Below are 13,668 nucleotides of genomic sequence, written 5' to 3'. Positions count from 1 at the left end.
TTTATTATACACAAAAAAGGAGCCCCTCATAAGAAGCCCCCTCTCCTATATTATAAGAATAAATGACATCCAAATAAAATTGTAAATAAGTATAGTAACGGATGCACTTCCATCCCTTTCCCTTTCACAATTTTCAAGACTGGATACACTAAAAATCCAATTGCAATTCCATTCGCAATACTAGATGTTAACGGAATACCTATAAAAATTAAAAATGCTGGTAACGCATCTTCAAATTCATTCCAATTAATATCTCGAATGCTTTGTGCCATTAAACTACCTACTATAATTAATGAAGGAGCTGTAATAGCGGCTACACTTGATAAAGAAGCAATAACAGGACTAAAAAATGCCGTTATAATTGTTAGACCAACAACTACAATCCCTGTTAACCCAGTTTTACCACCTGCAGCAATACCTGCTGACGATTCAATCGTCGCTGCTGTTGGGCTTGTTCCAAAGATAGAACCTGTAGTCCCGCCAATTGCATCTGCAATAAACGCTTTACCAAAACGCTTCTCTGTATTGTCTGTAATTAAACCTGCTTGTTTAATTAAACCAAGTAATGCACCTGTTGTATCGAATAAAAGTACAAGTAAAAATGAAAATACAACGCCGTATAATCCGTATTCAATTACATTTGAAAAGGCATTGATTGGGTTTGAAACGATGATACCCTCTGGTAAATGAGGCATCGCCACAATTTTATCAGCAAACTTCAATTGCCCTGTAAAGAAGGCAATAATTCCTGTCGCAATCATACTAATAAATAATGCACCGCTCACACGCAATGTCATTAATACCGCCGCTAATATTAAACCAATTAAAGTTAAAATAACAGCTGGAGAATGAAAATCACCAATCGTAACTAAATTAGACGGATGATCCACGATAATTCCAGAAAGGCGCAATCCAATAAAAGCAATAAATAGTCCAATTCCACCTGCAATTGCATGCTTTAAACTATCAGGAATTGCTAAAATTAACTTTTGCCTAAACGAAGTAAAAGATAATAAAAGAAAAATAATCCCCGTTACAAATACAGCTGAAAAGGCAACTACATATGTAATCCCTTCTGCCTTCTGTACAACAGAATAAGCAAAATATGCATTCATTCCCATAGCTGGAGCAATAACAATCGGGTAATTCGCGAAAATCGCCATACCTACTGTTCCAACAACGGTTGCAATAATTGTTGCTGTAAACGCTTGGTCAAATGGTACACCTGCATCAGATAATATTTTTGGATTGATGACAAGAATATACGCAAATGTAAAAAAAGTTGTGATGCCAGCTAAAAACTCTTGCTTCACAGAAGTGTTATATTTTTGTAATTGAAACATGCTTATGTACCCTTCCTACACCTGAATTATTATCACACATTCTTTTTCTTACTAGTATGTGAGAAAATATAATACTTAATCTTAACAATCAATAAAAAGAAGAGTCAATATATTCCCTAATAGTTAGAATTTTAAGTTTAAGTCTGACAAGTACAGATGTAGTACAGTTCATTATGATTATTTTTGTAGCATAACAGATAGAAATGTTTTATAATTTGAAATAGTTAAATATTTAGTAAACGCATTCAAATATCGTTCACTCTACAAGGGGGATTCTTCTTATGCAGCACACAAACAAATCTGGAACTTTAAATCGTGGTTTAAAAGAACGACATATTACTTTAATGTCACTGGGCTCAGCTATTGGCGTTGGGCTATTTTTAGGATCCGCTTCCGCCATTAAACTAGCAGGTCCTTCTATTTTGCTAGGCTATATGATTGCCGGTCTCGTTATTTTTTTCATTATGCGAGCGCTTGGGGAAATGGCAATTGAACAACCTGTTGCTGGTTCTTTTAGTAAATATGCATATGATTATATTGGACCACTCGCTGGTTATATTACTGGTTGGAATTACTGGTTCTTATGGGTTGTTACTTGTATGGCTGAAATTACAGCAGCTGGTATTTACATGCAGTACTGGTTCCCAGATATCCCGCGCTGGACTTGGGCATTACTTGCTCTATTATTAATGAGCGCTTTTAACTTCTTATCGGTAAAAGTATTTGGAGAACTTGAGTTTTGGTTTGCTCTCATTAAAATTGTCACAATTATCTGTATGATAGTAGTCGGAGCTGGTATTATTTTATTCGGATTCGGAAACGGTGGTATCGCTACTGGTATTTCAAATCTTTGGTCACATGGTGGCTGGTTCCCAAATGGATTTTCTGGGTTACTACTCTCCATGCAGATGGTACTATTCGCTTATTTAGGCGTTGAATTAATCGGTGTTACAGCTGGTGAGGCTCAAAATCCGAAGAAAACACTCGCAAAGGCAATCGATAACGTATTTTGGAGAATTCTACTCTTTTACGTTGGGGCATTATTCGTTATGATGGCAATTTATCCATGGAACGAACTTGGTGAGAAAGGCAGTCCATTCGTATTAACATTCCAACAAATTGGTATCGCAAAAGCAGCAGGTATTATTAACTTTGTCGTATTAACAGCAGCTCTTTCTTCTTGTAACGGTGGTTTATTTAGTACAGGCCGTATGCTATATACATTAGCTCAGCAGAAAAAAGCTCCTGAAAGATTTGGTCGTTTAAATAAAAATGGCATTCCAAGCCAAGGAATTGTAGCAACTGCTATCGTTTTACTAATTGGTGTTATATTAAACTATCTCGTACCTGCAAAGGTATTTACATGGCTTACTAGCATTTCAACTTTCGGTGCAATTTGGACTTGGGGAATTATATTAGTCGCTCAAATTAAATTCCGTAAAAGCTTGCCTACTCAAAATAAACAAAAGTTATCGTATAAAATGCCTTTATACCCATTAAGCTCATATTTCTCACTCGTTTTCCTTGTATTAGTATTAGGTATAATGGCGTATTCAGAAGATACACGAATTGCATTGATTGTCGGCCCAATTTGGCTTATCGGCTTAGCAATCGTATATTACATGAAAGGGTTTCATAAGATTGATGAAACACCTAACTCAAAAATTAGTTAAGCAAAACATCCCTTCCTTATTACTTGGAAGGGATGTTTTTATATCTATATAAATATTTCTCAACAAAATTCACGGTATTTTTACAATTTTTTAATATTTTTTATGTTTTCCGTCTTTATTTTTACAGAAAAATAAATTACATTATTAAAGCACATATATTTATTATTAGGGGGATTCTTCTATGAAGAATAAAAAATGGATTACATTTTCTTTAGCAACAGCAATTACACTAAGTATAGGGACCTCGTTCATATCGTCTACTTATGCCGAAAGCTCTGTAGACCCAGCTCCTGAAATTGCTGCAAAAGTTGTAAATCAAAACAATGGGAAGAAAGTATTATTCGATAATACACACGGTCAAACTGCTGGGACAGCTGACTGGGTTATTGACGGCGGCTTTTCTGACTTCGGAAACGGCATTGCAAAAAACGGATATCACGTAAAGGAACTTCGTAAATCAACACCTATTACGTACGAAGACTTAAAAGATTACAATGTATTTATCGTTCCAGAAGCTAATATTCCTTACAAAAAATCTGAGCAGGACGCTATGTTACAATATGTAAAAAATGGTGGTAGTATCTTCTTTATTGCTGATCATTACAATGCAGATCGTAATAAAAATCGCTGGGACTCTTCTGAAGTATTTAATGGATATAGACGCGGTGCTTGGGATAATCCAGCAAAAGGAATGTCTAATGAAGAAGCTAATTCACAAGCTATGCAAGGAGTAGAAAGCTCTGATTGGCTCTCTGACAACTTCGGTATTCGCTTCCGCTACAATGCACTTGGTGATGTTTCAGCGAAAACAATTGTATCGCCTGAACAATCTTTCGGAATTACAAAAGGTGTTTCGTCTGTAGCAATGCATGCTGGTTCTACTCTAGCAATTACAAACCCAAAACTAGCAAAAGGACTTGTTTACCTTCCAGAAAATCCATCAAAATGGAATAACGCTGTTGATAGTGGCGTTTATAATGGCGGTGGTATTGCAGAAGGCCCATATGCTGCTATCGCAAAAGTAGGACTTGGAAAAGCTGCCTTTATTGGTGACTCTTCTCCTGTTGAAGATGCTACGCCAAAATACGTTCGTGAAGATTCTGGCCAAACAAAGAAAACTTACGATGGTTATAAAGAAGAAAACGATGCGATTTTATTAGAAAACATCGTAAATTGGTTATCAAATAAAGAGACATTTACAAGTTTAGATCAAGTAAATGGTTTACAACTTGATTCACCTACAGCTCTACAAACATTTGAACAGCCAAGCTTATCAACAGAACCACAACCTGAACCTTGGAGTGCACCAAATGCAGGTTATCAATGGTTTAATACAAATACTTTTAAACCAGGTTCATACGGTTATAACGGTGCGGTAACAACAAGCGACTACGTCGTTACACACCCTAGCATTCTACCAAACAATGAAATTTTCCAAATGAAGATTCAAGTAAATAACTTACTACCTAATACAACGTATAACAACTATTCTTTAGGTATCTTCACTACTGGTGGAACACAAGTGGCTAAAGTACAAAATGCAAACGGCACTTGGCCATCTACTTTCGGATATAGTAGTGCATTTTCTTTCACAACAAACAGCTTAGGCTCTGCTGAGAAAGTTGTAAATGTACAGATTGATTCAAATACAACTGGACAAGCAACGCTTCGTCTACGCCAAAATACAACAACGAAATATAATGAAACTGTAACGATTAATAAGAAATAATAAAAAAGGCAATCCATACATGGATTGCCTTCTTCTCACTTCTCTTCCGTCGAGAAAAACATTCTTGAAATAACGATACCTATACTACCGACGATTAGGAATAACACTGCCCTAATCATCATCGATACCTCTGGTAAGTCAAGTAAGAATAACTTCCCTACCGTTACGACTAAAACGACTAAACCAGCATATAATATTTCATTCATATTTCTATTTCTTCCAAACCAAACCGCAAATAATGCATATACCATCCATAATAACGATACTGATACACTAATTACGCTTCCATCTGCAGATAAAACTTCACCGATTCTCGTAATTGTAATAAATACAATTATCATAAACCAATAGAGCACTATAGAATACATATATTTGCCGAAGCTCGCTAATACTTCTTTCGCTTCTCTCATGCAATAATAGAACGTTCCTATTAAAATAAGATGAGCAACAAAGCCTGCCGAAATAAATTGATCAAACGGGCTAAAAATAGTCTGTATCATTCCAATTGCGTAAACCGTCGCACTAACATACAATTTTATCTGTTGTTTTACTTTAATAGAAGTGACCATGCCGAGGAAACCTTGTAACAATAGTACAATCGCTGCATTCACTAAACTATACTCATATAAAATTGCTAAACTAAATGCTCCCATTGCGAAACCAAATAAGAGATTTGTAAATGTAGAATGTCTATTTTTCCTATATTCACATACGAACATAGCGGCATGCACGAGTGCACTAATAATTAATCCCCATGTTGTAAAATCAGGTATTTTTGAAATAGCTAGTATAAAGAACACTGCATTCGCACTAAATATCGCCAAACGTGGTTCTAGTATAAAACTTCTCTCCGTAAACATATGCCAAAATAATAGTAAATGAATCAAACCATATACAATCGTTAACTGTATTTGCAAGTTCTCTACTAACATTGACATAACAGCAAAGAAAACGAAAAGGACAATGGCAGCAACAGCGTAAGAAATCATATATAAGTATTTATAACGATTTTTCAACGCATACCATAATAAACTAAGTGTTAATACTGTCTCATATCCAAAGAAAATATAAGGATTAGGAGTCGTACTATTTAACAAGAATGGTACGAAGAACGCACCGACCGCTACGAAAATAGTGAGATATTCCGATTGATATCTTTTCGCTAAATAAATCCCTAAAATAACCCATGCAATATTACAGAGAAACGCGACACTTGCCGGAATAAATCCATATAAATAATGTGCTGCAAACGTCGTTAGAACAATCCCGGTAATACTTCCTCCAGCTAATACTAATCCTAACGCTTGCCGCTCTCTTTTAATTTGAATATCTCCTATATAATACAACCCGATAGATAATGCGATACCAAACACAATTCGTATCGCTGGTGTTAATAAACCAGCATCTACCCCTGCTTTAAATAACCAGATCACTCCAAGCAACATAATACCGACAAATACACGCGGTAACCACGTCTGACAAAACTTAATAATATTAAATGGCTCTGGTTTAAAAGCCGATATATCTACTTGTTTTAACTCAGGTTCTTGCAAAGGCTCTTTTATCTTAACTATTTCTTCTTTTGGCTTTTCCTCCATTACCATTTCAATATATTCTTTCTTGTTCTTACTAACATGTTGCTGAGCGTTTTCTACTTCTATTTCCCTCTGCTTTACTTTTAATTCAGCAAGTGCTTCTTGAATTGTTTCAATTGCCGTTTCGAGTGCTTCTATTTTCTTATCCAAATCCTTCTTCATACGCTCCCCCCTTATTCGTAACTCTCATTGAACCTATATATTACCAATTATCTTTATCATACTCTTAGTCTATTCATTTTCAATAGTATTTTTCCAAAAAAAGAAAGGTGTCTTCCCAAAATAGGAAAACACCTTTTTACTCATTTATTCTTATTTAGAAAAATGCTAACGATAAAACCAAGACACATGCCTACAATAGCTGGAACAATCCACCCAACACCTTCTGTATAAAACGGGATGTATTTTAATGCTGACGTCCACTGATTCATCATTACATTTTTATTTAAAATGTCAATTGCACTAAATATCGCTACAACCAAAACAGTTACTGCATATACGTATGCATACTTTCCAATATACTGATGGAATAACCCTAGAATAATAAGCGTTAACGCAATTGGATAAATAAATCCAAGAATTGGTACTGATACTTTTAAAATTTGCGTTAACCCTAAATTAGCTAAAATCATACTAACAACGCTTACTATAAATGCCCACAATTTATAAGATACTTTCGGAAATGCACTCGCAAAAAATTGACTACAAGACGTAACAAGTCCAATTGAAACACATAAACACGCGATAGTAAAAATAAGACCTAATAAAACGACTCCGCCCTGTCCAAATAATGTAATCATAACTTGTGCTAACACTTTCGCACCGTTATCAAATGTTCCTAATGAGCCACTAATTGCCCCCACATATCCAAGGATGACATAAATAATAGATAATAATAGTCCTGCCCCAATTCCAGCAATACTCATATATTTCGCTAAACCTTTATCATCTTCAATACCCTTTGCACGTAATGCATTTGCAATAACAATTCCAAAGATTAAAGCAGCTAACGCATCCATTGTTAAATATCCATCTAAAAACCCTTGAAACATAGGAGCTTGGCCATAGTTCCCTATTGGTTCTTTCATATCTCCTACTGTTGTAAACATACTCTTTATAAAAATGAGTGCAATCATACATAATAATAATGGCGTCAAGACTTTTCCAAACAACCCCATTAATTTAGATGGGGATAAACTTAACCAGTAAACAATACTAAAGAAAATAACTGTGTAAAACAATAATAATCCGTTTCCTGCTTCAGGGAATAACTGACCTGGCCCCATTTCAAAAGCTAAACTTCCCGCACGGGGTATACCAAGCCCAGGTCCAATAAATACATACACGATACATGGAAAAATAATTGCAAATGAAGAATGAACCCTACCCGCTAACGTTTGAAAACTTCCTGCTTTTGCAATAGAGATAACACCTAATATAGGAAGACCTGTTGCTGATATAATAAACCCTACTAATGAAATCCAAACATGTTCTCCTGCTTCATACCCAAGGAAAGGTGGAAATATCAGATTCCCTGCTCCAAAGAACATAGAGAATAACATAAGGCTAATAAGTAAAATTTCTTTTTTCTGTAACAATTTCATTTCTTTCTCCTTCTTTAATTTCATCTTTTATGAAATCAATTTCACATATAAAAAAGTACAATAACCCGCTTCCTTACAAAGAAAACATAGTCCATAGTCTATCACAAAAGAAACACCCATTCTATAGCTATTCCTCTTTTCCAATTTCTTCTGAAAAATCAACCTTTATTGACTTATAATAGTTAATAAAGTAAAATATTAAATGTACAAAATTATTAACTTTGTTTTTGTTTGTGTCAGGAGGAAAATAACATGGAATCAGCGATACAACTAGAAAGAGAACAACAAAGAAAAAAGAAACATCCTCCAGGTTTATACTTACTCTTCTTTACAGAAATGTGGGAAAGATTTAGTTACTATGGATTACGAGGATTATTAACATTATATTTAACGACAGCTTTAGTAAGCGGTGGTCTTGGGTTTAGTCCCGCATGGGCACTCTCTATTTACGGATTTTATACTGGGGCCTGTTATTTCACACCAATGATTGGTGGATACTTAACAGACCGTTTTCTAGGTAGACGAAAAGCAATCACAATTGGTGGTATAACAATGGCAATCGGTAACCTTACACTATTTGCCTTGCAAAACCAATTAGGCCTATACCTCGGATTAGCGCTTATTATTATCGGTAACGGATTCTTCAAACCGAACATCTCTACACTGGTTGGAGAATTATACGAAGAGAACGATCCAAAACGTGATAGTGCATTTACCATTTTCTATATGGGTATTAACGTCGGTTCATTTTTAGCTCCACTCGTTTGCGGATTTTTATCAGAAAATTTATTCAAAACAACAGTTGATGGCGTTGTACATTACGGATTCCGTTACGGTTTCTTAGCCGCTTCAATCGGAATGATCATTGGACAAATTTTATTTACAACACTATCAAATCGCTTCCTTGGTAATATCGGTAAAAAACCAACTCGCGATTTACAAACAGCTGCTGGACAACCATCAGTAGGAGATACACCATTAACAAAAAAAGAAAAACAACGTACCGCAGTTATCGTCATTTTAACATGCTTCGTTGTCTTCTTCTGGGCTGGCTTTGAACAAGCTGGTAGCTCATTAACATTATATACAAACAAATTTGTAGACCGCTCTGTGTTCGGATGGGAAGTTCCAACATCTTGGTTCCAATCGGTCAATCCATTATTTATTATTTTACTTGCTCCAGTCATTTCTGCATTATGGGCAAAACTTGCAACTCGCAAGCAGGGTGATTTAAAAATCCCAACTAAAATGGGACTTGGTATGATTTTGCTCGGTATTGGTTATATCATTCTCGTTATCGCTACATTAAAAACAGGTAGTGATGAACATAACATTACAGAAAAAGCAAACTTACTGTTTATCGTCTTTACGTATCTTTTCCATACGTTAGGTGAGCTATTCTTATCACCTGTCGGACTATCAATGGTTAGTGCGCTTGCTCCGGTAAAATTAGCATCTTTACTAATGGGTGTATGGCTAGCAAGTTCAGGTATCGCCAACATTTTAGGCGGACAACTTGCAAGCTTCACAACTTCACTTGGATACGCTGAAGTATTCACAGTTATTGGCGCTGTGGCAATTGTACTAGGTTGTGTTTTATTATTAATTTCTAAGAAATTAGTGAAATGGATGGATTAAAAAAGATGAGGAATTTCTCCTCATCTTTTTTTATGCTGTTTTACCTTTTTCAATTGCTTGTTCGTACAGCTCTTTATGTTCTTTATATTCACTTGGTACGAAACTCTTATAGAAGAATGAGAACCAGCTGTCTCCCTTTTTATACCCTTCTTCTCGAATTTCCGCTGCTTTTTTATTCGATTTAAATCCTTCAGTAAACCATTTCTTTAACAATTCATTTCTTTCATACTTAGCAGGAACTTTTAAATCATAGTTTTCAAATGCATACTTATAGCCAGCCTTTTCTACTACCTTTTTTGTAGACTTATAGCCTTTTTCATACGCTGTTTCATATGCCTTCACGTATACTTCTTTCTCTCTATTTCCAGGATTCTTTTCAGCTAGTTCTTTCCCTGTCTTTTCCCCTAACTCAGCTTGCTCTTTTTCAATTTTTTCTGTTCTTTCTTTATTCCCTACTTTGAATCCGTCTGCAAAGTTTACCTTAAACTCTGGAGCAACTTGACTATCGTCCATCGTCTCTTGTGCTAACCCTTGTTCTTTTCCTTTTTCAAAATGCGTTTTCTTCTGCTCTTCTAAAGACCATACGGCTGCATAAGTCGCTTTAAACGCTTGTTTATATGCATCAGATTTTCCAGCTACATGCACTTCTGCATCATTTTTTCCTGCTTTAAAATCAGTTTCTCCATTCTTTTGACCTTCAAGTTGACCTTTTTCCATATCAGCTTGGCGCTGCGCTTCCTCTTGCTTACGTGCCTCTTCAGCTTTTCTTTGTTCCTCGGCTACACGTTGTCTCTCTTCTTCAGCTTTACGCTGTGCTTCTGCATTACGTTGTTTTTCCGCCTCGGTATTGCGCTGTGCTTCTGCTTGTCTCTCAGCTTCTACAGCACTATTATTATTCTGGCTAGGAGCTGGGCTCGTTGCGCCACTACTAGAAGCTGGTTTATTGTGATAATGATATTCCCCGTACTGTAATCCCCATTTCTCACAATTTGTACGACACGTATGTCCGCCATTAGCATCTGTACGCCCTGGATGTGCATAAGCTGAAATTGGAGCTACCAATAACGCTATACTCGTTGTTAAAAGAAGTTTCTTCACCTGTTGTCTCACTCTTGTTCCTCCCAAAATATAGAATCCTAACTTTATTATACATAAATAGAATAATATTTGAATACAAACCAAAATATTCTATTATTTCTCAACATTAGTAAAAAAGAAGGTGAACTCTTTAAAGAGTTCACCTTCTTTTTTACTTCTTCGCCTTCGTTCCTACTAAATCACCAGCAACAACATAACGCTTAGAATTATCCTTTACAGATACACATGTAATAAGCGTTATCTCATCTTTCCCATGATCCTCTACAACTTCCCACTTATCAGGAGTCACTTCAGATACACCAGTAACCGCATACTCATATTCATTTTCATTGTCATACAAATAAATTTTATCGCCTTTTTTCAAAGAAGCTATATCACTAAATAAAACACCTTTTTTAGACATGTTATGTCCTGCTAATGCGTAATTTCCTTTTCCCATAACTTGATTCTCTTTTACTGTCGCTGCACCTGATAATAAGTTTTTTTCAGTAGAAGCTTTTAAAACAGGCAGTTCTACTGAAACACTTGGAATCGAAATACGACCAATTACTTGTTTCTTATCTAATGATGCATTCGCTACTTCCGCCAAGTCTGGTTGATTAATTTTGGAAGCATCTACAAATTCCGTCTCATGCTTTTCATAATCCATCTTTTGAACAGCCTGCACATTTTCAGTCTGTTTCTTTTCAGCCTGATATCCATCATAAAATGGCTTTCCAATTAACACGCCACCTACAACAAATAGCAGAATTGCTACTATACTATAAATTCTTTGCTTATTCATACACAGTTCCTTTCCCTTACAAAATCTTACTCTATATAAAATGATAAAATAATATCGCTATATGTACAAGTATTAGCTTAAAAAGAAACCTTCTTGCCGATGCAAGAAGGTTTCTTTTTAAGCTAATTTATTTCTGTATAGTGATACGTGAAATACTGTCATTTGAATAAAGAAAATAGAAAATAGAATATATAATGGGTATCCAGGAAGATATTCATTAATAATAGGCGAAAAAGTTAAAAATCCAACTGCACAAGGTAACACAAACCATAACGATACAAATGTTGTTCGACAAGCTTTATCCGTAATCGCTTTTTCACGTTCATCTTCTAGCGGAAATAATAATGGATACATCCAAAAAGATAAATTCTTATATTTTTTCTTTTGAATTCTATAAAAAATTGTAACTATAATTGCTCCAATAAATAATAAAATGAATGGTACTCCATTAAACCATACTTCAAATGGGAATTTCTCGTTTTTAATTATATCTGCTAACTCTGTAATGACACTATAAAATTCAAGAAATGTCCAGCATGCTAAAGCAGTATAAAGCACGTTTATGATATAAGAAAAAACAATTCTATTCATCCTCTTCCCCCTCCTTATTTAAAACAAACACGTCTTCCATCTTTAACTGAAACACATCACAAATCGTAAGTGCTAATAACAACGAAGGAACGTAATCCCCTTTTTCAATTGCAGCAATTGTTTGTCTCGTTACTCCAACCTTTTCTGCTAATACACTTTGCGTAAAGTTAAAACGAGCTCTTAATTCTTTTACTCTGTTTAAAATGGTCAAATTTACCACCTCTCACCATTATTGTATGCTATCCTTAACAAAATGTAAACTCAACTTAACATTATTATTATAAAAAAATCCAACTCTACGTATTGTAAAGTTGGATTACTTGTTAGTTTAAAATTTTAACTTTAACTGTTCTTCTACCCCAGTCATTAGCTTGAGCTGAATTTGGCATTAATAGATCAATGATATGCCCTTTTATTGCACTACCAGTATCTCCAGCAATTGCTGTTCCATATCCTTCTACATATACAGTAGAACCTAATGGGATAACAGATGGATCTACAGCAATTAATTTCATGTTTGGATTTGCAGTTAAATTATGTCCTAACTTAGATTTTACAGTTTCACCCGGTTTATAGCCGTTTTCAGATGGGTCAGCTGTATAAGCGGTTGCTGTTACGTAAAATTCTTTTCCACCTTGAGTTGGTTTCGTATCAGGCTTAGACTCTGTTTCTGTATTTTTTGCTACAGGTTCAGCTGGTTTACTAGCTTTTTCCTGCTTTTGCTTTTCAGCAATTTCTGCTTGTGCTTTCGCTAAAGCTTCTTGCTCTGCTTTTGCAGCCGCTTCTGCTTTTGCACGCTCTTCCGCTGCGATTCTTGCTGCTTCTTGCTCACGAGCAATCGTTTCTTGTACTGTCTTCATATTTGATTCAATTTTAGCTTTCTCTTCCGCTGCTAAATTAAGTTGACTTGCAACTTCATTATATTTAGCTTGAACTGTTTGTAAGTTATCTTGACGTTTTTTCAAGTTATCTTGCAGTTCAGCTTGCGCTTTTGCTAATTTTTGTTTGTCTACTACTAAAGATGCTTCTTTTTCGTCAATTGTTTTCTTATCTTCTTCAATTTGACGAAGATCTTGTTCTTGTAGACGTAAAATTTCTTTATCAGCTTCTAGAATAGTAGAAACTGCGTTCATACGTTGTAAGAAGTCTGCAAAGTTTTTTGACTCTACTACAACTTCTACTACTAAACTTGTATTTGAACTGTTTTGAACAGAAACCATACGTTTTCTCATAATATCTTTACGAGCAAGGACTTTATCCTCCAAAACGACAATTTCTTGCTTTTTTTGCTCAATCTGCTTATGTGTTTCATCAATTTTACGTTGAATAGCAGCTTGATCCTCTTTATTTTTTGCAATTGTATTATTTAAATTATGTAGTTCGTTTTCGATACCTTTAATTTCTTTACTAACAGCTTGCTTTTCTTGCTCTTTCTTTTGCATTTCTGCATCGTTTTGTTGCAATTGCTGTTGCATGTTGTTAAGTTTCTCGTCGTTTGACTCTGCTTTAACAGCGACTGTACTAGAAAGACCGATAATTCCTGCTAATACTAGACAGCTGATTCGCTTAAAATAGTTCATAATCCGACTCCCTTCTTATACAGTTATACATGA

11 protein-coding genes are annotated in these 13,668 nt (G+C 35.2%); 3 read left to right on the top strand and 8 right to left on the bottom strand.

Annotated features, from left to right (window positions below; translation table 11 throughout):
- Positions 1–50 precede the first annotated feature (50 nt).
- Positions 51–1,343: an NCS2 family permease gene (locus V7S45_RS03560; protein WP_342761656.1), complete on the bottom strand. Its 1,293-nt coding sequence runs from the start codon at positions 1,341–1,343 to the stop codon at positions 51–53.
- A 281-nt stretch (positions 1,344–1,624) separates the two neighbouring features.
- Here V7S45_RS03560 and V7S45_RS03555 point away from each other — a divergent pair, with 281 nt between their 5' ends.
- Entirely contained in the window at positions 1,625–3,016 is a 1,392-nt protein-coding gene (locus tag V7S45_RS03555; RefSeq protein ID WP_001164897.1) for an amino acid permease, read from the top strand.
- A 181-nt stretch (positions 3,017–3,197) separates the two neighbouring features.
- Positions 3,198–4,745, top strand: coding sequence for a hypothetical protein (locus tag V7S45_RS03550; protein ID WP_000791522.1), 1,548 nt, complete (start codon positions 3,198–3,200; stop codon positions 4,743–4,745).
- Between the two features lie 35 nt (positions 4,746–4,780).
- On the opposite strand, the gene V7S45_RS03545 is transcribed toward V7S45_RS03550, so the two are convergent.
- Positions 4,781–6,502, bottom strand: a complete 1,722-nt coding sequence (locus tag V7S45_RS03545; protein ID WP_342761655.1) for a DUF2339 domain-containing protein — start codon at positions 6,500–6,502, stop codon at positions 4,781–4,783.
- Positions 6,503–6,642: 140 nt separating this feature from the next.
- Positions 6,643–7,944: a branched-chain amino acid transport system II carrier protein gene (gene brnQ, locus V7S45_RS03540; RefSeq protein ID WP_000771689.1), complete on the bottom strand. Its 1,302-nt coding sequence runs from the start codon at positions 7,942–7,944 to the stop codon at positions 6,643–6,645.
- 252 nt (positions 7,945–8,196) lie between these two features.
- Here brnQ and V7S45_RS03535 point away from each other — a divergent pair, with 252 nt between their 5' ends.
- On the top strand, positions 8,197–9,582 hold the full coding sequence (locus tag V7S45_RS03535) for a peptide MFS transporter (protein ID WP_000443143.1): 1,386 nt from the start codon (positions 8,197–8,199) through the stop codon (positions 9,580–9,582).
- Positions 9,583–9,612: 30 nt separating this feature from the next.
- Here V7S45_RS03535 and V7S45_RS03530 read toward each other — a convergent pair whose 3' ends face one another.
- The 5 genes from V7S45_RS03530 to V7S45_RS03510 form a co-directional block, all read right to left on the bottom strand.
- Complete coding sequence (locus V7S45_RS03530; RefSeq protein WP_088345286.1) at positions 9,613–10,692, bottom strand: YHYH domain-containing protein; 1,080 nt, start codon at positions 10,690–10,692, stop codon at positions 9,613–9,615.
- 139 nt (positions 10,693–10,831) lie between these two features.
- On the bottom strand, positions 10,832–11,464 hold the full coding sequence (locus V7S45_RS03525) for a class A sortase (RefSeq protein ID WP_001041724.1): 633 nt from the start codon (positions 11,462–11,464) through the stop codon (positions 10,832–10,834).
- A 117-nt stretch (positions 11,465–11,581) separates the two neighbouring features.
- Positions 11,582–12,055 (bottom strand): DUF2178 domain-containing protein, encoded by a 474-nt coding sequence (locus V7S45_RS03520; RefSeq protein ID WP_342761654.1) that lies wholly within the window; start codon positions 12,053–12,055, stop codon positions 11,582–11,584.
- Positions 12,048–12,266: a helix-turn-helix transcriptional regulator gene (locus tag V7S45_RS03515; RefSeq protein ID WP_000154019.1), complete on the bottom strand. Its 219-nt coding sequence runs from the start codon at positions 12,264–12,266 to the stop codon at positions 12,048–12,050. Before V7S45_RS03515 ends, V7S45_RS03520 begins: the two co-directional genes overlap by 8 nt.
- A gap of 112 nt (positions 12,267–12,378) precedes the next feature.
- Complete coding sequence (locus V7S45_RS03510; protein ID WP_001105783.1) at positions 12,379–13,635, bottom strand: 3D domain-containing protein; 1,257 nt, start codon at positions 13,633–13,635, stop codon at positions 12,379–12,381.
- Positions 13,636–13,668: the final 33 nt, after the last annotated feature.

The sequence above is a fragment of the Bacillus sp. BR3(2024) genome (genome assembly GCF_039134555.1).
Lineage (GTDB): Bacteria > Bacillota > Bacilli > Bacillales > Bacillaceae_G > Bacillus_A > Bacillus_A cereus.
Note: the sequence above shows the minus strand (reverse complement) of the source record. Positions and strands in the feature narration are given on the sequence as shown.

What these genes read in the sequence shown, in the direction of transcription:
- V7S45_RS03560 (WP_342761656.1), bottom strand. Translation starts at nt 1,343, where the DNA reads ATGTTTCAATTACAAAAATATAACACTTCTGTGAAGCAAGAGTTTTTA.
- V7S45_RS03555 (WP_001164897.1), top strand. Translation starts at nt 1,625, where the DNA reads ATGCAGCACACAAACAAATCTGGAACTTTAAATCGTGGTTTAAAAGAA.
- V7S45_RS03550 (WP_000791522.1), top strand. Translation starts at nt 3,198, where the DNA reads ATGAAGAATAAAAAATGGATTACATTTTCTTTAGCAACAGCAATTACA.
- V7S45_RS03545 (WP_342761655.1), bottom strand. Translation starts at nt 6,502, where the DNA reads ATGAAGAAGGATTTGGATAAGAAAATAGAAGCACTCGAAACGGCAATT.
- brnQ (WP_000771689.1), bottom strand. Translation starts at nt 7,944, where the DNA reads ATGAAATTGTTACAGAAAAAAGAAATTTTACTTATTAGCCTTATGTTA.
- V7S45_RS03535 (WP_000443143.1), top strand. Translation starts at nt 8,197, where the DNA reads ATGGAATCAGCGATACAACTAGAAAGAGAACAACAAAGAAAAAAGAAA.
- V7S45_RS03525 (WP_001041724.1), bottom strand. Translation starts at nt 11,464, where the DNA reads ATGAATAAGCAAAGAATTTATAGTATAGTAGCAATTCTGCTATTTGTT.
- V7S45_RS03520 (WP_342761654.1), bottom strand. Translation starts at nt 12,055, where the DNA reads ATGAATAGAATTGTTTTTTCTTATATCATAAACGTGCTTTATACTGCT.
- V7S45_RS03510 (WP_001105783.1), bottom strand. Translation starts at nt 13,635, where the DNA reads ATGAACTATTTTAAGCGAATCAGCTGTCTAGTATTAGCAGGAATTATC.